General features: G+C 38.5%; 19 protein-coding genes. 5 read left to right on the top strand and 14 right to left on the bottom strand.

Annotated elements, in window-relative coordinates:
• Positions 1–22: 22 nt before the first annotated feature.
• The 3 genes from R6U77_RS08585 to R6U77_RS08575 form a co-directional block, all read right to left on the bottom strand.
• Entirely contained in the window at positions 23–1,918 is a 1,896-nt protein-coding gene (locus R6U77_RS08585; protein WP_293923944.1) for a PrkA family serine protein kinase, read from the bottom strand.
• A 68-nt stretch (positions 1,919–1,986) separates the two neighbouring features.
• The gene (locus tag R6U77_RS08580) at positions 1,987–3,087 is read right to left on the bottom strand and encodes a GGDEF domain-containing protein (RefSeq protein WP_319838162.1); all 1,101 of its coding nucleotides are present in this window, start codon (positions 3,085–3,087) and stop codon (positions 1,987–1,989) included.
• Between the two features lie 13 nt (positions 3,088–3,100).
• A complete protein-coding gene (locus tag R6U77_RS08575; protein ID WP_319838161.1) occupies positions 3,101–3,700 on the bottom strand; it encodes a restriction endonuclease subunit S domain-containing protein in 600 nt (199 codons plus the stop codon).
• Between the two features lie 185 nt (positions 3,701–3,885).
• Between R6U77_RS08575 and R6U77_RS08570 the strand changes: the two genes are divergently transcribed.
• Positions 3,886–4,269: a helix-turn-helix domain-containing protein gene (locus R6U77_RS08570; RefSeq protein WP_319838160.1), complete on the top strand. Its 384-nt coding sequence runs from the start codon at positions 3,886–3,888 to the stop codon at positions 4,267–4,269.
• Between the two features lie 19 nt (positions 4,270–4,288).
• On the opposite strand, the gene R6U77_RS08565 is transcribed toward R6U77_RS08570, so the two are convergent.
• The 11 genes from R6U77_RS08565 to rlmD all read right to left on the bottom strand — a co-directional run bounded on the left by R6U77_RS08565 (position 4,289) and on the right by rlmD (position 15,444).
• On the bottom strand, positions 4,289–4,786 hold the full coding sequence (locus R6U77_RS08565; protein WP_319838159.1) for a YehS family protein: 498 nt from the start codon (positions 4,784–4,786) through the stop codon (positions 4,289–4,291).
• Positions 4,787–4,928: 142 nt separating this feature from the next.
• A complete protein-coding gene (locus tag R6U77_RS08560; RefSeq protein ID WP_319838158.1) occupies positions 4,929–5,744 on the bottom strand; it encodes a sensor histidine kinase in 816 nt (271 codons plus the stop codon).
• A 73-nt stretch (positions 5,745–5,817) separates the two neighbouring features.
• The gene (locus R6U77_RS08555; protein ID WP_319838157.1) at positions 5,818–6,561 is read right to left on the bottom strand and encodes an ABC transporter permease; all 744 of its coding nucleotides are present in this window, start codon (positions 6,559–6,561) and stop codon (positions 5,818–5,820) included.
• On the bottom strand, positions 6,554–7,474 hold the full coding sequence (locus R6U77_RS08550) for an ABC transporter ATP-binding protein (RefSeq protein WP_319838156.1): 921 nt from the start codon (positions 7,472–7,474) through the stop codon (positions 6,554–6,556). The genes R6U77_RS08555 and R6U77_RS08550 overlap by 8 nt, the downstream gene beginning before the upstream one ends.
• A 95-nt stretch (positions 7,475–7,569) precedes the next feature.
• Positions 7,570–8,259, bottom strand: a complete 690-nt coding sequence (locus R6U77_RS08545) for a response regulator transcription factor (RefSeq protein ID WP_319838155.1) — start codon at positions 8,257–8,259, stop codon at positions 7,570–7,572.
• Positions 8,260–8,455: 196 nt separating this feature from the next.
• Positions 8,456–9,571, bottom strand: coding sequence for a serine hydrolase (locus tag R6U77_RS08540; RefSeq protein ID WP_319838154.1), 1,116 nt, complete (start codon positions 9,569–9,571; stop codon positions 8,456–8,458).
• A 150-nt stretch (positions 9,572–9,721) separates the two neighbouring features.
• Complete coding sequence (locus tag R6U77_RS08535; RefSeq protein WP_319838153.1) at positions 9,722–10,429, bottom strand: metal-binding protein ZinT; 708 nt, start codon at positions 10,427–10,429, stop codon at positions 9,722–9,724.
• Between the two features lie 213 nt (positions 10,430–10,642).
• A complete protein-coding gene (locus tag R6U77_RS08530; protein WP_319838152.1) occupies positions 10,643–11,710 on the bottom strand; it encodes a DUF4085 family protein in 1,068 nt (355 codons plus the stop codon).
• 94 nt (positions 11,711–11,804) lie between these two features.
• On the bottom strand, positions 11,805–13,139 hold the full coding sequence (locus tag R6U77_RS08525; RefSeq protein ID WP_406601102.1) for a catalase: 1,335 nt from the start codon (positions 13,137–13,139) through the stop codon (positions 11,805–11,807).
• 194 nt (positions 13,140–13,333) lie between these two features.
• Positions 13,334–13,876, bottom strand: a complete 543-nt coding sequence (locus R6U77_RS08520) for a DoxX family protein (protein WP_319838150.1) — start codon at positions 13,874–13,876, stop codon at positions 13,334–13,336.
• Between the two features lie 203 nt (positions 13,877–14,079).
• Entirely contained in the window at positions 14,080–15,444 is a 1,365-nt protein-coding gene (rlmD, locus tag R6U77_RS08515) for a 23S rRNA (uracil(1939)-C(5))-methyltransferase RlmD (protein WP_319838149.1), read from the bottom strand.
• A gap of 155 nt (positions 15,445–15,599) precedes the next feature.
• On the opposite strand from rlmD, the gene R6U77_RS08510 reads away from it, so the two are divergent.
• The 4 genes from R6U77_RS08510 to R6U77_RS08495 are packed head-to-tail and all read left to right on the top strand — an operon-like array spanning position 15,600 to position 19,259.
• Positions 15,600–16,721, top strand: coding sequence for a SpoIIE family protein phosphatase (locus R6U77_RS08510; RefSeq protein WP_319838148.1), 1,122 nt, complete (start codon positions 15,600–15,602; stop codon positions 16,719–16,721).
• A 14-nt stretch (positions 16,722–16,735) separates the two neighbouring features.
• Positions 16,736–17,149 (top strand): ATP-binding protein, encoded by a 414-nt coding sequence (locus R6U77_RS08505; RefSeq protein ID WP_293923840.1) that lies wholly within the window; start codon positions 16,736–16,738, stop codon positions 17,147–17,149.
• Positions 17,150–17,163: 14 nt separating this feature from the next.
• Positions 17,164–18,858, top strand: coding sequence for a methyl-accepting chemotaxis protein (locus tag R6U77_RS08500; protein ID WP_319838147.1), 1,695 nt, complete (start codon positions 17,164–17,166; stop codon positions 18,856–18,858).
• 14 nt (positions 18,859–18,872) lie between these two features.
• Positions 18,873–19,259: an STAS domain-containing protein gene (locus tag R6U77_RS08495; protein ID WP_319838146.1), complete on the top strand. Its 387-nt coding sequence runs from the start codon at positions 18,873–18,875 to the stop codon at positions 19,257–19,259.
• Positions 19,260–19,299 lie beyond the last annotated feature (40 nt).

Here is a 19,299-nt window from a genome sequence, read left to right as displayed (position 1 = left end):
TTTTTACATAACCTCCTTTTGATTATCGATTCAATAAACTACCTACATAGCGCAACAGCTCGTTTGCTGATGTTGTGTTATAGCCATGTTCATCGACTAACGTTGCAACAACCTCGTTGATTTTTTTCAGTTGTGCCTCGTCTGGTGTTTGCGAAGATGTTGTAATTTTTACAACATCCTTCAAATCAGCAAATAGCTTTTTCTGAATAGCTTCACGCAGGCGGTCATGCGAATGGTAATCGAAGCGTTTACCCTTTCTTGCAAAGGCGGACAAACGAATTAAAATTTCCTCACGAAATGCCTTTTTTGCATTTTCAGATACACCAATTTGCTCTTCGATTGAGCGCATTAGCTTTTCATCCGGACTCATTTCCTCGCCAGTGAGCGGGTCGCGTAGCTTATTTTTATTGCAAAATGCCTCAACATTATCAAGATAGTTATTCAATAATGTTTTCGCTGATTCCTCGTAGGAGTATACAAATGCCTTCTGTACTTCCTTCTTAGCAATTTCATCATATTCGCGGCGAGCAACCGCAATATAGTTCATAAATTTTTTGCGGTCTTCCTCTGAAATCGAGGCATGCTGGTCTAAGCCATCCTTTAAGGCACGCAGCACATCTAATGCATTAATCGACGGCACTTCCTTGCGAATAATGGCTGATGAAATGCGATTGATGACGTAACGTGGGTCAATGCCCTGCATCCCTTCATTTGGATATTCCTTTTTCAGCTCTTCAATATCAACCTCATTGTAGCCTTCTATGCTTTCGCCATTGTACAGGCGCATTTTTTTAACAACGTCAACCCCTTGCTTTTTCGGGATTTCTAGTCTTGTTAAAACCGAGAAAATCGCAGCCACTTTGAGCGCATGTGGTGCGATATGTACATGTGCCATATCGCTGTCATGAATCATTTTTTCATAAATGCGCTCCTCTTGGCTCACCTTTAAATTATACGGAATTGGCATGACGATAATACGCGAATGCAATGCCTCATTCTTTTTATTGGCAATAAATGTGCGATATTCTGTTTCATTAGTATGTGCAACAATCAATTCATCTGCACTAATTAAGGCAAAACGCCCTGCTTTAAAATTGCCCTCCTGTGTTAATGACAGCAAATGCCATAAAAACTTTTCATCGAGCTTCAGCATTTCTTGAAACTCCATCATGCCACGATTCGCCTTATTTAGCTCGCCATCGAAGCGGTATGCGCGCGGGTCAGATTCCGAGCCGTACTGCGCAATTGTTGAAAAGTCGATGCTCCCTGTTAAATCCGCAATATCCTGTGATTTTGGATCAGAAGGAGTAAATGTCCCAATACCTACTCGGCGGTCCTCCGAGAAGAAAATACGCTCAATTCGCACATCCTCAATACGCCCATCATACTCCTGCTCAAGGCGCATCGTATTTAAAGGGGACAGGCTTCCTTCGATGCGGATGCCATACTCCTCATAAAAGGTGTCGCGCAAATGATGTGGAATTAAATGCAATGGGTCCTCATGCATTGGGCAGCCCTTAATGGCATAAACCGCTCCGCTATCTGTGCGCGAATAGCGCTCTAAGCCGCGCTTTAGCAACGTTACAATTGTTGACTTCCCACCACTGACAGGCCCCATTAACAATAAAATTCGCTTGCGCACATCAAGCCTTTTTGCTGCTGGATGGAAATATTCCTCAACTAATCGTTCAAGCGCTGTTTCTAAGCCGAAAATTTCCTCGCCAAAAAAGTGATACATTTTCTGTCCATCTCGCTCTTCAACACCTGCACTTTTCAGCATGTTATAGACGCGCGAATGAGCTGTTTGTGCAACTTCTGGCCGCTCTTTTACGATTTCTAAATAATCGGCAAAGCTACCTTCCCACTTTAGGCGATTTTCTTCTTCTCTGTAATTTTTAATTTTATTTAAAATACTAATCGTAATTCCTCCATTCAAACCTTTATTGTACATCGTATGAATGGAGCCTGATGTTGATACCAATTATTTTATATCGTTAGCTCTGCACGATTACGCCCAGCCCGTTTAGCACTGTATAATGCTGCATCCGCATTTTGAAATAATTGTTGTAAACCCTGTATAGTACAGCAAGGGTCTGTTGCGACCCCAATGCTAACTGTCACGTATGGTAAAAAAGGAGAGGCTTGATGTGGAATGCGTCGTTGCTCAACAGCTTTGCATATATTATTTGCAAAATGCAATGCCTCACTATGCTCCATATCAAAAATTAGGTAAATAAATTCTTCCCCACCAAAGCGCCCTACAAAACAACAATTACTCGCTAGTGCCCTCAAAATAACTGCAATTTCTTTCAGCACTTTATCTCCCTCTAAATGCCCATAGTAATCATTAAATTGTTTAAAGGCATCAATATCTAAAATCATTGCTGTTACATGGCGTGGGGTATCTCTCATATTCGCCTGCACATAGTCATATAAGCCTCGGCGATTTGGCATTTCTGTTAATTCATCATAAGTAGCTAGCAACTGTAAATCTCCGTTCATCTGTACTAATTGACTATTTAGCTGCTCCTGTGCCAGCATCTTATACTGACCGTAATAAAGGAAACGCGAGCCGATTGCGCTAATTACAATAAATAGCACTATATTAACCAAATATGTCAAAACCATTTCGCTATCTTGCTGCACAAGCATTAAACCACTCATTAAATAAATAGTTGGAATGCTTTGAAGCAAAATGAATTTTCGTAGACGTACATGATATAGCATAGTAACTGCTAATAAACTAATTAAATAGGCTGTCACTTGTCCATATGAGCGTTGATCTAATAATGCAATAGATACGCCCCACATTAAAACAAACCAATAATAGCCCCATACGGCTGTTTTAATATAGCGATAGTTAAAAAACCTTTTCTCTATAACGCTCACTAAAATTAAAAATAATATCGAAAGTACAAGGAGCATTATATAAAGTAAAAAATAACCATCCCCAATTGTTTTCGTTTGAGCAATATGCACTATCGCCAATAACACTTCAAGTATAATAATCGTTGCTGCACAATATTTAGCACGCTGCAAATTGTGCATTGTAAATTTCACATCAATTTGTTGCGCATCCAATTCCACTATCCCCCTCCTTTTATTTGAGGTGCTTGATATTATGTAATAATATCTTGTGTAGACTATTCATCCACTCCATTTTTTCTATTAACTCATCTTGAATTTTTAACAAATCCGTATTTTCTGTCTGTAAATACGCTTCTAATTGTAGTAATGCTATTAATATATTTTGCACTTGATCTGACACAGCATGTACTTGTGCCATATGGGCAATTAGTTGCTGCTGTATGGCAATTCTAGGCAGATAGATTTTTTGCTCTATAGCCTCTTCAATTTTCAATGACTGTGCTTGTAAATAATAAAATAAATATTTACTTAAAATAATGGACTGACATGGAATCATCGCCATAATATTTTCTCCAATGTAATACTCTTGCTGACAAACATAATATGCGTTTTTACTTGGGTAGATTAAAACTGCTCCTGTTGGAACTTTTGTTAAATCACTTTCATGCTGTAGCGAGGATGGTATTTTAGGTAATAGCTGCAGATTATTTTTCAATAAATCCCAATAATCACAACTAACAAACGGTATACCTTCACTTACAAAATAATGTGTAGGCTGTCTAGCAACACCTTTTACAATTGTTACAATATCCCCCAATTTATATTGTCTCATCAAAGTATTCCCCCCTACTTTATCAGCTTATATTTTTAAGCCGATAATTTCTTCTTGCTATGAAATAAAACATATATACTATATCATTTGTACCATTATAATATAACTTTTGTAAAATGTACTATTTTAAAGGTATCTCCATTTAAAAAGTTTTTCACTAGCCTCTATCTTAGAGGTGAAATGCTATGTCAGATTTTTTAAAGCTAGTAGGAGAACAGCTTCGAACAATTCGTGTTGCAAAGGGATTAAGTCAGGAGGAAGTTGCAGAAAAAACGGGGAAAATAGGCTATAGTAAAGGGCGCATTTCCAATATTGAAAATGGTCAATCCAATATTACGTTAAAAACGCTTGAAAGCTTAATGCAGGCATTGGACATTGCACCTGAAGAGCTTTTTAATTTCCAAAGCCTCTCAAGCGTTACAGATATCGAGGAGAAAAATTTAATGCTGAGCATTCATCACTCACTATTAAAAGAACGCAACTTAGATGAAGTGAAATACGTCGTTCGTATCACCAAGGATTTTTTAAAGACAATGGATTCTCAAGCCAAAAAGAACAGCCCTGATTAAACGAATCAGAGCTGTTTTTTTATACGCGATATTTATTTGTAAGGCCTCGTAAAAAATAACGAGCAAAGCTATCGCCACATTCTTTATAGTTTTTATGGCTTGGGTTGCGTAAAATCGCGCCCATTTCGCCCTTTGATACTTTAATGCCACCGCCATCATCAATGAAATCAATAACATCTTCAGTCGTTAAAGCTAAAGCGATTTTTACCTTTTTAAATAGCATATTATTTGGACTTTCTTGACCCGTTGCCTTCGGTGGTGCCACAGGCTCTCCTGCTGCGGATAGCTGTGGGCCACGCTTAAAGGTAATAAAGCCGTTGAGAAAAGCCTCCAGCATTTTATTATTGCATTTTTTATAGTTCGCTGGCTCCTCTTCATCTTCCTTCACTTTAATAAGCATATTCATTACATCGTCCTTCGTCACATCTATGCCACCAAGCTTAAAAATTTCTACCATATCTATATTTTTAATATCGAACGCGTAGCGCAAACGAATCAATATATCATTATTTGTCATGAGCTAACTCCTTTCTTTGATATAGTGCCAGGCACACACACAATTTACACACAATTCTTATTGTACATCTTACTAAAAAAATTGGCTAATGTGTTTATTATTTTTTGTTGTCTATGCCAAGTACTTATGAATACGAATTATCCTAGCGCCATTCACAGATAATAGTTAATCTATTATTTTGTAACTCAGCAGAAAGCTGTCCGTTCATTTTCTGCATTAAGCTTTTGGCAATTGCTAGCCCTAAACCTGTGCCATTTTCCGCTCTTGTTTTATCCCCCTTATAAAAGCGTTGGAATAGATGATTCACGTCCTTCTCTGATAAATTAGTGACCTCGTTACTAATCATAAGCCTCACTATATGCCCTTCCTGCTCTATGCGAATAAGAATATTGCTATGTGCATGCTTAATCGTGTTCAACACTAAGTTTTCGATGACACGCTTTACAGCTGAGGAGTCTGCAATCATCGTCAGCTCCTGTGTTGGCATATCTATAGTCGGCTGCAAATTCGCTTGATGAAACTGATCATAAAAGCCTACTAGCACCTCTGATAAAAGCTGGTTCATTTTAATGTGCTCAGGCTTTAACAAATAATCAGTTGATTCAATTAACGATAATTCAAAGAAGTCCTCTAGCAAATCCTTTAAGCGCAAAGCGCCTCGTTTAATAATGGCGGTATATTGACTACGGTTGTCCTGCTCTAAAAATTGAATATAGCCTAATATCGAGGTCAGTGGTGTGCGAATATCATGAGAAATGTTAGCAATTGCCTGCTTTAATTCATTTTCCTGCTGGCGTTTTTCTGCCGTTGCCTGCTTTGTTAAATCAATTTGTGCATTAATGGTCTCTGCCAGCTTTTGCAAATCTTTATCCCAAAATTGCAAATCTAGCTTTTTCTCGGTTTCTTTACGATTTACAGCGATTAGCTGACGATATGCCCTTTTGACCTCACGTTTCAACAAATAAAAGCGCAGTGCAAAAAATAGAGCAATCGCTATACATATGAAAATAATATCCGCTCACCACCTTCTGTTATTTAATTTCTTTTTGCTTAAATATGATGCTACCAATAACTGCAAATAAAGCAAATGTCATAAGCGGCACAATGAGCATTGAGGATGTGTAACTTTCCTTCGATATATCTAGAAATAATTTAAATACCGAATGATTAAATAGCCATTCAAACAGTGTGAACTCTTGGCTTAGCATATACAAAATGCTATCAATTAAAATGAAAAAAATAATGGAAAAACCAATTGTTTTACCGCTATCTGTAAAAATAATCGCCACTACAGCCATCATGGAGGCGAATGCAGCAGCATACAAAATTGTTAGACCTAGCGTTTTAGCCACATAAATGAAAGTTGGCATGCCATAAAAGCCTGACAGCAAGCTGCTTGAAAATAGGAGCGCTAATGGAAACGCCAATGCAATAATTATTGCACCAAGCGAAAATACAAGCAATTTGACAAGATAAAGATGCACTCTACTATTGCCTGAAGCACAAATACTTTTCATTGTCCCAATTGAATACTCACTTGAAATAAAAAATCCTGCTAATATACAAGGAATCAAACGGATAATATAGTTATTGCCAGCTAAAGCCGAAAACGTATATAGCTCCTTGACTGCGACTGCCTGTGCATTAAATGTCGCCTCATCGAAAAACACAAGGAATGGATAAGTGATACCTGCTGCTGCTAAGATCACAACTAACACTAAAAATACACGGTCCTTTTTCAGCTTAAATAATTCAGCCATCATTAAATTACTCATGTGACACACCTCCAATCAAATTCTTGAAATATGTTTCCAAATCCTCTCCCATTGGCATAAACTCTTCAATGACTAAACCTGCTTGCACCAATGTTGTTGAAACATAGCCCACTGAATCTGTATAAGCAAAAAGCTTCATTGTGCCATTTGGTAACACTTCAAAATGCTTCGTATTTAACTGCATTTCAAAAACTGTTGCCGCTTTATCTGGATTATCCACTTTAATATGAATATATTGCTGACATTTTTGCGTTAATTCCTCTGTTGTCAGCTGCTCAATAAGCTTACCTTGATGAATAATGCCATAATGGGTTGCTAGGAGATGTAGCTCACTTAAAATATGGCTAGAAATTAAAATGGTAATAGCGTATTCTTGATTTAATTTTTTGAGCAGCTCTCGTATTTCAACTACGCCCATTGGATCAAGCCCATTAATTGGCTCATCTAAAATTAAAAACTCCGGATCACCTAATAGAGCAATCCCCAAGCCGAGGCGTTGCTTCATACCGAGGGAAAAATTTTTCGCCTTCTTTTTCCCAGTGTTCTCAAGCCCAACAAGCTTCAATGTTTTTTCAATACACGCTTTCCCTGGAATTCCTTTTAGTAATCGATGCGCCTCCAAGTTTTCAGCCGCTGTCATATGCGGATACAACGCAGGAGCCTCAATAATTGCCCCAATGCGTTTGCGTGCTTGAATCAGCTCCTGCTCCGTGCTATAGCCAAAGAGCGCTAATGACCCACTACTTGCCTTCGCAAGCCCTGTTACAATCTTAATTAATGTTGATTTCCCAGCGCCATTTTGCCCAATAAACCCATAAATCGAGCCTTTTTCAATTGACAAATTTACTTTATCAAGCGCTAGCTGCTGCTTATATTGTTTCGTTAACTGATTTGTTTGCAATACATATGTCATACGAAATCCCTCCTTCTTATGATACTTTCTAGTGTAAAAAGCAAAACATAAGAAAGGCATAAGTCAATTCTTAAGAAAACATTAAGTTTCTCGAATCAAGCTAAGCGGTAGCCCATCCCCCAAATCGTTTCGATATATTCCTCATTCGGATTAGCATGTGCTAGCTTTGAACGAATATTGCTCATATGCACATTAATTGTATTATCATCCCCATGAAACTCCTCATGCCAAACACTTTCAAATACATTTGCCTTCGTAAAGACCTTTTTCGGTGAGGACATTAATAATACTAAAATGGCATACTCGCGTGCAGTAAAAGCAATTTCCATCTCTCCAACCTTCACTTGCTTCGCTTCCGTATCAAGCGCTAAATCTTTATGTACAAGCACTTTCGCTATGCTCGGCTGGTTTAACACTCGCATTCTGCGCAAATGTGAATCAATGCGTGCCGACACTTCCTCAATATCAAAAGGCTTTGTAATGTAATCATCTGCTCCTGCTCGTAGCACATCCACCTTCGTCTGCTGCTCTAGCTTTGCTGAAATAATAATAATTGGCACATGCTGCTGTTCTCTTATTTTTGCTAACACTTCCTCACCTGTTAACCCTGGCAACATTAAATCAAGCAACACCATATCCCATCGCTGCTGCTGCAAATAAAGTATTGCCTCCGTACCTGAATAAGCAGGCTGTGCCCGATAACCACTACTCCGCACAACATCACAAAGCAATGCATTAATATCATTATCATCTTCAACAATTAAAATATTGATTTGTGCATTCATTGAATTCCTCCTTTTTGTTTGGGTGCCAGACACACAAACAATTCACACACAATTATGTCTTATAGCATAATTGTGTGTAATAAAAACTGCAACAGCAATATTACTTTTAAAAGGTCGAATCGGGCTTCATTGAGAAATTCGGGACCAAAAATAACAGGCTAGCCCTTTAGATTTGGGGCTAGCCTGTTAATTAAATTTAATTTCCACCTAATTCACGTTTCACCTTTTCACGAAACACTTCTTCTGTTAAAAATTTCAATTGAAAGCTATTCAAATTTCTTTCCAGCTTTGCCTGCTCTAATACAGATAAATTGTTTGCGAAAAAGGCTAGCTCTGTCCTATTTTGTTGTTGATCCATTGCATACATAGCAATTGTAAGAACAAATGCTGTCGATCCGCCTTTTTGTCCTGCATGTTTAAATAATTCACGATTAGTAGGGCTTTCCATTAATTGCTCCATAACGGGATCTAAATATTGATAAACCTCCTCACTAAAATAGGATTTATTATTAAGCTTCTCCATAATGGCAACATAGTCCTTTGTCGTGGAGGCAGGTAAACGATCCGACCATACTTTTTGTATATCCATCGATAACGTTTTAAGCAATTGCTCCTTTTCTTCCTTAGACAATGGAGCTGTTTGCCATTGGTGATAAATCGCTATCGCTCTATTGCGGTACTCCTCCATATCCATCGCTTGCATCGCTTCTACCAGCTCTTTACTAGACAGGTTTTGCTCCTGCATCAATTGACTAGGAATATATAAAACGCTGGTTATTGGATAAATTACATCATGCTTTGATAACTCTAACTGCTGCAAAGTATTATTAATATTTTCCATACCTAGCACATCCATTAAATAATCGGTATTTGCATTGGAGCTGTATGCAATCATACCTTTTACCACTTCCTCTAGTGGTACCATATCTTCTTTTGGCATCTGCGCTAGCCATGCCTCATGTGCACCACCGTCTGTTTTAGGTAAATAAAATTTATTTAAATCCGCTACGCTGACAAGTTGCTTTGGATTGATTTTTCCCTCTGCTGCTTGCTGCGCATATGTAATCGCTAAAATAATTTTTACTGTACTGGCTAAAGGCAGGCGTTCATTTTCATTTACATTCACCCAGTTTTCATCATTGTATTGAATAGACATCGCAACATCGCCATTCGCAGCATGCTCTTTTACAAACTCCATAATATACTCAGGATTAGATGTTTTAAATTCTTTATAAAGCATGTATCCCTTTATTCCTACAACGAAAACGAGGATTGCCACAATTCCAGCAATAATCCATAGCGCTATTTTCAAGTAAAATCTACCTCCTCTTCTAATCACTACCTTTACGTTTTGTATTTATAAAAAGTTTCATTTCTCCATTTGACTGCTTTATATACAAATAAAAGCTATCGGAAATGTCTTCCCGATAGCTCCCCTATAGTCCATTAAAACAGGGACCTATTAATGCAAATGTGCATCCATTTCATCAGCAATTTCTTCACCAGACATCGCTTTTGGATAATATGTAGGCCAGTTATCCATTTCCTCTAACAACTTTGCGCGATCATCGCCAAAGTAAATATGGAAATGACCTGATGCTTGATCTGAAATAATATGGTCGCTAAATTGAACATATTTTGGTGCTTGTGAACTGTCGTCTACTTGCTTGAATATATAGCGAACACCACGATTGCCCTTTTCGTATGTTAAAATTTCATAGCCATCATACTCATATGTTCCTATAACAGCTTCTCCATCCTTATAAAATGTCATGGTCTTATCCGCAATATCAATTTGTGTAACATCTGTTGCATAGCCAATTTTATAATATTCCTTATACTCCTCAGCTGTTTTATCACCATGGTAAGCTTTATGCTCTAGCACGCCATCCAGTGTGCCATCTAGCAAGTATGGGTAAACAGATTGCCATTCACCTTGCCAATTTGTTAATGGGCGATCTGTAATATCGCTATCTTCAAAATAGCCTTGAGAAATTTGTTTATCTTTTTCGGATAGTTCTGCATGATCGTGGTTGTGGTCATGATGATCATCATGATTATGGTCCTCAACTTCAGTCGCCTCTTCCTTTTCTTTTGTTTCTTCCTGACATGCTACTAAAGCAACAGCCAGTGCAGCAGCTGCAAATGGCATAAACCATTTTTTATTCATTGTAACTCCTCCTTAAAACGTAATGTTTACGTTTTAAAACTATATAGTAATAATTACGTTTTGTAAATAGTTTTTTAGAAAATAGTAATGTTTACTATTTTCATTAATGAACGCTATACAACTTCTACGTTATAATTCTTAATTTTATCAGTATTGATTTCGAGGCTTTTAAAGCTAGCCGATTATTTGCTGAATTTAGTATGACCTGCCTCCCTATTCCTTCATCCATTTCATTATCACATCATCCTCTAAACACCCAAGTTGCTCAAAATGACTCGCCATAATCCGGAAATACATTTCTTCAGCGCTATTGACATTCGCTTTACGCAGTACATTATTCACAATATTTGCTACATCCTCTCCCAATGTAAAAATTGTGTTGAAGGCACGTGTTTGTATAGTTTTGTCTGAATTAAACATAGCACCTTGCAATTCATCAACTGGAATAGGTTCACTAAAATAGGCATAAGGGTCTTCATAAGTAGCACAATAAATCCTCTCTTTTGCCTCATTAAAAGTCCTACCTAGTAATAGCTCCCCAGCAAAAATCCCTTTATCCTTTTGTGAAAATTTAGCTAAATCAACCTCTATCAAGCTATTGTTTTCTATAATATAGTAATGGTCGTCTCGGTTTAGCGTAGCAACATAGTCATCCCATGTAGTAATGTTTCCTGATTCAATATAAGCCGCGGGGCGATATAGGTAATTTGCTGTAACATTATTGAAGTAAATCGTCCACTCTGCATAAGGGCTGCCGAAGCTAGAGAGAACGCGTAGTGCAAAGCCATTTTCCGTTTCTACTAGCTCATCATACACATAATAACCTGCAAGCTCTCCTTCTGTTTGGGCATCATAAAAAACTAGCTGTACAATTGCCTCGGTTGTAAAGCCACCACGCATATCTAATAAAAGTGTAAATTGATTTCCTTGCTGCCTAGCATCTAAAATCTCACCATCATGAAATGACTTTAAAAACATTGTTTGTGCCGACAAATTAAAGCGTTCAACAATCGCTTCACGCTTCTCATAAATAGCCTCTCTTTTAACTGTAAATTGCTCAATCGTGATATTACACCATTCTCTAAAATTATTCATTAAAGCATCGTTTTGAAATAAAGTTCGCTCACGTATTTCTGCATGAAATACGGGTGGAATAATATTGATATAATTCGCTAAATTCTCATATAAATATTGTTCGAATTCAGCATCAATATTTTCTCCAAATGGATATGTATGTGCTACATTAAATAGCTCTTGTCGTGCACTTGTTAAGAAAAACATCGTATCACTCCTATATGCTAGTAAAATTTCTTTCATAATACCAAAAAACCTAGTGTCTTGCTTTGAGACAGCTAGGTTTCCTGATTATTGTATGCTACCCTTTTGCAATCTGTCGAGCAACGCGTTCTCCTAAATCTGGACTTGCTTGGTTTAAATAGCCCAACACAACTCTCTTTATTTCTGGTGAGACAGGTGTAAGACCAGCTGCAAGATTATCAACTAAGTGCTCCTTACCTACAGGCGTTAACGAGCGATAAAATTGCCCTGCCTGTGTGAAATCATCCGCTTTCGGCGTGTTAGTACGAACGAGTCGTCCTGCTACGTAGCGGCCAGCGCCACTTGTAATTTCAGATTCTGGCGTCCAATTTGCCTGACGGTTAATTGGAATCTTCCGGAAGTCTGGTCCTAGACGGTAGCGCTGTGAATCCCAATAAATATTGGCACGACCTTGAAGGATTCTATCATCTGTCAATTCTACGCCCTCTAACAGATTCGCAGGTGAAAAGGCTAGCTTCTCAACTTGTTCTTTAAAATTCTCTGGATTTCGATTCAGCACCATCTTGCCAACTGGCAACAACGGATATTGTCGCACATCCCACACTTGCGTATCGTCTAGTGGATCGAACGTTAATGTAGTCTCATCCTGTGGATTCATCAGCTGTACAAACAGCCCGTATTCGACTGGCGTTCCTTTAGCTAGCGTGTCATAGAGATCCTTGCCTGCATAATCTGGATTCTCGCAGGCAAGCTGAGCTGCTTCTTGGCTATCAATATACTGCTCGCCAGCTAGTGGAATCCAGCTATATTTCACATAGTAGCGCACATCCTGCGCATTTTTCCATACGTATGTGCTCACACTGTGACCTGGAATATGACGAAAGCTCTTGATTGTCCCCTCATCAGAGTACAACCGCAGAACGAAATGCGTTGCCTCTGGCGTAGTTGCAAAGAAGCTCCAGAACCGATTGGGGTCCATCATATTGTTGACTGGCGATGGCTGAAAAGCACGAACTGATTCTGAAAACCGCATCGGATCCCTTAGCAAAAATACGGGAATATGGTTGCATATTAAATCAAAAATGCCTTCATCCGTATAAAATTTAGTTGAGAAGCCACGTATATTGCGTGAAGTGTCTGGCGTTCCCTTATTGCTAGACGCTAACGAAAAGCGGACAGCAACAGGTACTTTTTGCCCTGGATGCTGTAGGAAACTAAGCTTCGTGTAAGGCGTCATTGAGTGATGTGTCTCAAAGTAGCCAAAAGCGCCGAAGCCCTTCACATGTAAAGGTCGCTCCAGTATTGTCTCGTGGATAAAAGTTTCATTTTTTTCATGCAACATAGTGTCTTGTTCTAAAATTGGACCACGGTCCCCTACTGTTTGCGAGTAACGCGATGGCTGCGAGCCGCCTTGCCAACTTCGATTGTTCATCTCGTTGGGAGCATTTCTGTCGTTCATTCCTCTACCTCCTATACCTACATTCTCACCAATATATGCACGGTTATATGTCGTTATAACTGTGTGTCCATTCACTTCTGCTCACTCTTAACAGCCATGTTTGTCCTCAGCCCTATTAAAAAAACGTTCTCCTAAAATCTAGAGAACGTTTTACCTATAAATATAATTTAACCTATCTTTTTACTCCAAGGTGTACCTAGCTTTGGTAAAGCCCAACGATCCAAACCATACCAGCCAGCAACTTTCCAAGCAAGCACTAACCATGTTGCAAGGATGAATAGCAACGGATTGATACTTAATGTTCCTGCAAATAAAAAGCTCACATTCATCAATGCACCGCAAAAAGCTGCAATGCCCGTTAATAAACCGACAATTAAACCTAGACCAACTAAAAACTCACCATATGCAACAACGAACGAAAATAGCTTTGCATGTGGAAGCACACTATTTTCTAGAAAGCTTGCATACCATCCAGCTACATCTGCTGTTTCTTGTGATTTAGCAAGTGCACCCTTTACAAATCCTTCAACTGCTTTCCCGCCATTTTCACCAACCCATGCATCGTTCTGGATTTTACCCCAGCCTGCAGTTAGCCATGTGTACCCAACATAAAGACGAATAATTAACCAAATGATTGCGGAACGAGTATCACTAAACAGAAATCTTGAAACAGGGTTTTCAGGGATATAAATAGTACTTTTATCTCTCATATATTTCTCATCTCCTTATATGTTCATTATATATATTAATAGTATAATTTTCCACAGGCTTCTAGAAATAAACCATTAAGCCTTGACGTATTTGTGTCCAGATTTTTTAGGGCTCAAAAGTAATATATGCATTCATCTTGCTAGCTGTGAAGGTGGGTGTTTTCTGTACAAAAAAGAGGATGGGCTAAGACCCCATCCTCCTTTTACAAAGCTAATTCCAACAGTGCAACTGCTTCACAATGCGTACTATGTGGAAACATATCAACAGGCTGAATTTCCTGTGTTTGATAGCCGCCATCCTCCAAGATGCGTAAATCGCGTGCTAATGTGGCAGGATTGCAGGAAACATAGACAACGCGCTTTGGCTTTTGCTCGATAATTGTGTTTAATAGTGCCTCATCACAGCCTTTACGTGGTGGGTCAACGACTAACACATCCGCTTCCTTGCCTTCCTTATACCAACGTGGAATAATTTCCTCTGCTGGGCCTGCTTCGAAATAGGTGTTTGTGAAGCCATTTAGCTCAGCATTGCGCTTAGCGTCTTCAATGGCTTGTGGTACGATTTCTACGCCCATTACGTGCTTTGCCTTTTTAGCTAAAAATAAGGAGATTGTACCAATGCCACAGTACGCATCAATGACACGTTCATTGCCTGTTAACTGTGCATAGTCTAGCGCCTGCTTATAAAGCACCTCTGTTTGGATTGGGTTCACTTGATAAAATGAGCGTGCGGAAATTTCGAAGCGCACATCGCCAATTGTGTCTTCAATGACATCCTTGCCCCATAGTGTCACTGTTTCATCACCAAAAATCACATTGGTTTTGTTTGGGTTGATATTTTGGACAATGGATGTGACATTCGGTACAAGCTCACGAATTTTTGCCACTGTGGCTTCTGCTTGTGGGAATTTACGTGCTGTTGTCACGACTACAACCATCACTTCATTTGTTGTGCGTCCTTTACGAATTACGACATGACGCAGCATACCTTTATGTGCCTCCTCATTGTAAGGACGAATGCCTAATGCTGTTAATTCGCGCTTGAAGTCAGCCATTATAACATCTGCTTCTGCTGTTTGAATTAAGCAACGTTCCATATCAACGATTGTATGTGATTTTGTTTTGTAAAAGCCTGCGATTGGTGCTATTTCGCCTTGTGCAAATGGAATTTGTGATTTGTTGCGGTAATGCCACGGCTCGTCCATTCCTTTAACAGGTAATACAGGTGCATCGATTTTACCAAGGCGCTTCATCACATTTTCAACCATGCGCTGCTTCCATTTTAATTGCCCCTCATAAGACAAATGCTGTAGCTGGCAGCCACCACATTGCACAAAGTAATCGCACGGTGCTATTACTCGGTCAGCGGAAGGCTCAAGTATTTCCAACACTTTTGCAAAGCCATAATTTTTTAACACTTTTAGTACATGCACTTGTACAAGCTCCTGTGGCAGTGCTCCTGCAATAAATAATGGGTAGCCATCAACCTTTGCAACACCATTACCATCATGTGTTAAATCCTCTATCGTTACCGTCAAGCGGTCATTTTTCATTACTGGTGCAGTCATTGTAAATCCTCCATTTCAATGCTTTTATTGTAGCACGCAACCTTTTTGCATGCTAGAGACGCAAAATATTCTAATTTGTTTTGTCTGTCTGACATGGATATATAGTATAATGGAAATAGAACCTTTAGATTACATTTCCGAGGAGTATAGAGCAAATGGCTGTATTAATTATCGGCTCAGTTAGTAATGATATCCTTAGACTTCAGAAATTTTTCAATCGTATTGAACTAATGAATATCCATTGCTTTACAACAGCGGAGTCTGCAATTCAATTTGATTATCTATTTTTAAAAGAAGATATCCAATTGATTGTTTATGATGCGAAATTGCATTTAAATAACTGCGAAGAACATTGTCAGAAAATTGAGGCTTTAACGAAATGGTGTGATGCACCTATTATTCTCTCCACCTCCTATGAAAAGCCTATTATTCTCGACCGGCTGTTTGAAGTAGGTATCTTTGATTTTATCTTGAAGCCATTCGATTTCACTCATTTTAAAACGCGTGTGCAAGTTGCGTTAAAATATGATGCGGAAACAAAGCTTCGCAAACAGCATCAATATAAATTAGCGCAGGATTTAGCCATTGCCAAAAATGTTCAAAAAAATTCATTATCGCCTGCGTTATCATTACCGCATATTGAGCTAGATGGGCTTTATATTACATCGCAAACACTTGGTGGCGATATGTACTGCTGGTTTTCGCTAGATGAAGATTTAACAGCGGTTATGTTGTTTGATGTGATGGGGCATGGCATTGCTGCATCGTTAATTACAATGTCTATTCGCTCCTTATTAAAAGGGATTATCACAACGCTAATAGATCCAGTATCTGTCCTAACAGAGCTTAACAAGCAAATTTATGAATTGTTTTCGACAGATGATTTAGATAGCTTTTTAGTAACAGCGGTTTATATGCTCATCGATAAAAAAAATCGCACGTTGCAATATGTCAATGCCTCACATCCAGCAGGTGTCCTGTTTGGCAAATATGGAGAAACTGTTGCTTTATCAGCTAACTCTCCTATTCTTGGACTGTTTCCAGCTATTCAAGTGAAGGCAAAGCGCGTGCGACTAACTGGCTGGCATCGCATCATTTTATATACGGATGGCTTGCTAACCTTACAGGATGACGAGGAAATAGATTTACATTTCTTTCATTCCTATGCATCACAAAGCAACAGCTACGCATTGCAAAAATTTGCCCAAAAATACGAGCTAGCAGACCAGCAATTTGAGGATGATATAACCATTGTTTCAATTACAATTACATTATAGTGTGGTGATTATTGATGGAAATGATGCTGCATGTAGCTCCTTGTCAGCAGTCCATATTTTTTATTGATCAAGTAATGGTAAACTATACCGAGCTTTATAGCATTCCAAATGCTCAAGAAATTTGCTTTGTCACCCATGAGCTTATCATTAATGCTGTTGAAGCAATGAACAAGGCAAATAGGCAAGAAGATATTCAATTGCACATTCTATGGCATGATGCGCAAATTCAAATTACAGTAACTGATTTTGCTGAGGGCATCCCGCCTGAAGAGTGGCAATCTATTATTGAGCCAAATTTAGAGGAAATGAGCTTTTCCGACCGCGGACGAGGCTTCTTCTTTATCGCTCATATGGTAGATCAGCTATGGTTTGAGCAATTAGCTACTTCGCAATTTTTAGTTGGCATTAAGAAAAGTTTATTCGATTAGGAGGCTTCTACATAATGAAGTGGTCAATTCGTAAAAAGGTCAATATCGTTATTTTTACTTGTATTTTATTATTAGCGTGTATTTTAGGTGGCGTCAATTATTATGTGACAAAGAAAAACTTACTAGAAAGTGCTAATGAGAAATTAATGTCAGATGTGCAATTAAGCTATTATGCACTTGATTCTAGTATTCCTGGAGATTGGGATATTATTGACGGTAATCTTTATAAAGGCTCTGTCAACATGGTAGAGAACTATGAGGTTGCCGATCAAATTAGCGATTTAACAAATGGAAACGTCATGTCTATATTTCAAAATGACACACGTATTTCAACAACGATTATCGAAAATGAAGAACGTGCATTAGGGACAAAGGTTTCTGATGCTGTGGCAGAGGTTGTACTAAATAACAAAGAGCGCTTTCTTGGTACAGCAACTGTTCTAGGAGACCCATTCCAGGCTGCATATGATCCTATTTTAAATAAAAATGGCGAAGTAATAGGTATTTGGGCTGTTGCGGTTCCAACAGCACCTTACACAAAAATTGCAACAGCATCTGCCATTGAAAATATTGTCATTTCTTTAGTTATTGCGATTGTCATTACCATTATTATTGGCTTTATTATGCAGCGCCTTATTGTAACACCGATTAATGTTTTGCGTAACAATGCTAATGAGCTCGCAAATTTAAATTTGAAGGTCGACTTATTAAAAGCAAGAGGTAATGATGAAATTGCAGATTTAGCTGTTGCCTTCCACAATATGAAGGAGCGTTTAACAGAAACAGTAACAAATGTCGCTCAAAACGCTAATGAAATCGCTAGCTCTTCTCTTGCCTTAGCGGAATCATCACAGCAAACAAATGAGGCTTCAAGCCAAATTGCTACAACGATGAATGATGTAGCTGCTGGTATTACAACACAGGCAGAAAAAGCTGAGCATATTGTGAATATGATGCGTAATACAATTAGCCAAGTCGATAGCAGCTTACTCAATGCTGAGGAAAGCTTTAACCATGCTAAAGAGTCTACACATATTGCGCTTGAAGGTGAGGCGGCAATTAGTAAAGCGATTCAACATTTAGGTACTGTGACAGAGACGGTTAGCTATGCAACGGACTCTATTCAAAAGCTAGGTATGCGCTCAGAGGAAATTGGTGGCATTATTACAGTCATTACAGATATTTCTGATCAAACGAATTTATTAGCTCTTAATGCAGCAATTGAAGCTGCAAGAGCTGGAGAGCATGGCAAAGGCTTTGCTGTCGTGGCATCGGAGGTACGCGTTTTAGCTGAACAATCGAAAGAAGCAGCACAGCAAATTACAGAGCTGATTAAAGATATTCAAGCAGAAACAGCTGTAACTGTTCGTACAATGGAAAGTAATTTATCAGCGGTTGAGGAGCAAGTTGTTATTATTAATCAGGGTGGAGAAGCATTGAAGGAGATTGTTGAGAAAACAAGTATAACGGAGACAGGTGTGGCACAAATGAAAGATGCCTTCACAACTGTCAATACGAACTCTCATAATGTTCAAGATGCCATTTACGATATTTCAGGCATTATTGAACTATCAGCTGCTGCCTCAGAGGAAATTGCAGCGGCTTCTGAAGAACAATACGCTACTGTTGCAGAAATGGCTGAAAGCACAGCACATTTAGCGACAATTGCTGATCGTTTGCGTGAAGAAGTAAATAAATTTCAGCTTTAAATAGGAGGTATACAATGGAACAAAAAATAGCTACCGTGCAAATAACAGATAAATCTACCTATGTTTCTATTGCCTTTACAGGAAACCTAGAATACGGATTAATTGAAGAAATAAAAAAACAGCTGCAAGCACAAAGCTTACAAGCGGAGCTCGGCTTTATTTTAGATATGAGTCGTGTAAAAAATATTGATAGTACAGGGTTTGGTATGATTGTCAATTTTGCCAAAAAAGTCTCGATACAAAATAAAAAAATCGTCATTATTGTTGTAGATAATTTCGTACGTAAGCTTTTCGCTATTTCACAATGCGATAAAATCTTCCCAATTGTTGAAAATGAAAAAGAAGCATTACAAGTTATTCAAGGTAATGGTCATACAGAGCTATCAATAAACGACTACTAAAACTAAAGAGCGTTGTGAAATGCTATACATTGCATTTCAC

Origin of the sequence: Lysinibacillus louembei, assembly GCF_033880585.1 — a bacterium.
In the GTDB taxonomy this organism is placed as follows: domain Bacteria; phylum Bacillota; class Bacilli; order Bacillales_A; family Planococcaceae; genus Metasolibacillus; species Metasolibacillus louembei.
Note: the sequence above shows the minus strand (reverse complement) of the source record. Positions and strands in the feature narration are given on the sequence as shown.

Excerpts from the sequence above, each read along its gene's own strand:
- R6U77_RS08575 (WP_319838161.1), bottom strand. The coding sequence starts at position 3,700 with ATGAGACAATATAAATTGGGGGATATTGTAACAATTGTAAAAGGTGTT.
- R6U77_RS08570 (WP_319838160.1), top strand. The coding sequence starts at position 3,886 with ATGTCAGATTTTTTAAAGCTAGTAGGAGAACAGCTTCGAACAATTCGT.
- R6U77_RS08565 (WP_319838159.1), bottom strand. The coding sequence starts at position 4,786 with ATGACAAATAATGATATATTGATTCGTTTGCGCTACGCGTTCGATATT.
- R6U77_RS08555 (WP_319838157.1), bottom strand. The coding sequence starts at position 6,561 with ATGAGTAATTTAATGATGGCTGAATTATTTAAGCTGAAAAAGGACCGT.
- R6U77_RS08550 (WP_319838156.1), bottom strand. The coding sequence starts at position 7,474 with ATGACATATGTATTGCAAACAAATCAGTTAACGAAACAATATAAGCAG.
- R6U77_RS08545 (WP_319838155.1), bottom strand. The coding sequence starts at position 8,259 with ATGAATGCACAAATCAATATTTTAATTGTTGAAGATGATAATGATATT.
- R6U77_RS08535 (WP_319838153.1), bottom strand. The coding sequence starts at position 10,429 with ATGAATAAAAAATGGTTTATGCCATTTGCAGCTGCTGCACTGGCTGTT.
- R6U77_RS08530 (WP_319838152.1), bottom strand. The coding sequence starts at position 11,710 with ATGTTTTTCTTAACAAGTGCACGACAAGAGCTATTTAATGTAGCACAT.
- R6U77_RS08525 (WP_406601102.1), bottom strand. The coding sequence starts at position 13,139 with ATGAACAATCGAAGTTGGCAAGGCGGCTCGCAGCCATCGCGTTACTCG.
- R6U77_RS08520 (WP_319838150.1), bottom strand. The coding sequence starts at position 13,876 with ATGAGAGATAAAAGTACTATTTATATCCCTGAAAACCCTGTTTCAAGA.
- rlmD (WP_319838149.1), bottom strand. The coding sequence starts at position 15,444 with ATGACTGCACCAGTAATGAAAAATGACCGCTTGACGGTAACGATAGAG.
- R6U77_RS08510 (WP_319838148.1), top strand. The coding sequence starts at position 15,600 with ATGGCTGTATTAATTATCGGCTCAGTTAGTAATGATATCCTTAGACTT.
- R6U77_RS08505 (WP_293923840.1), top strand. The coding sequence starts at position 16,736 with ATGGAAATGATGCTGCATGTAGCTCCTTGTCAGCAGTCCATATTTTTT.
- R6U77_RS08500 (WP_319838147.1), top strand. The coding sequence starts at position 17,164 with ATGAAGTGGTCAATTCGTAAAAAGGTCAATATCGTTATTTTTACTTGT.
- R6U77_RS08495 (WP_319838146.1), top strand. The coding sequence starts at position 18,873 with ATGGAACAAAAAATAGCTACCGTGCAAATAACAGATAAATCTACCTAT.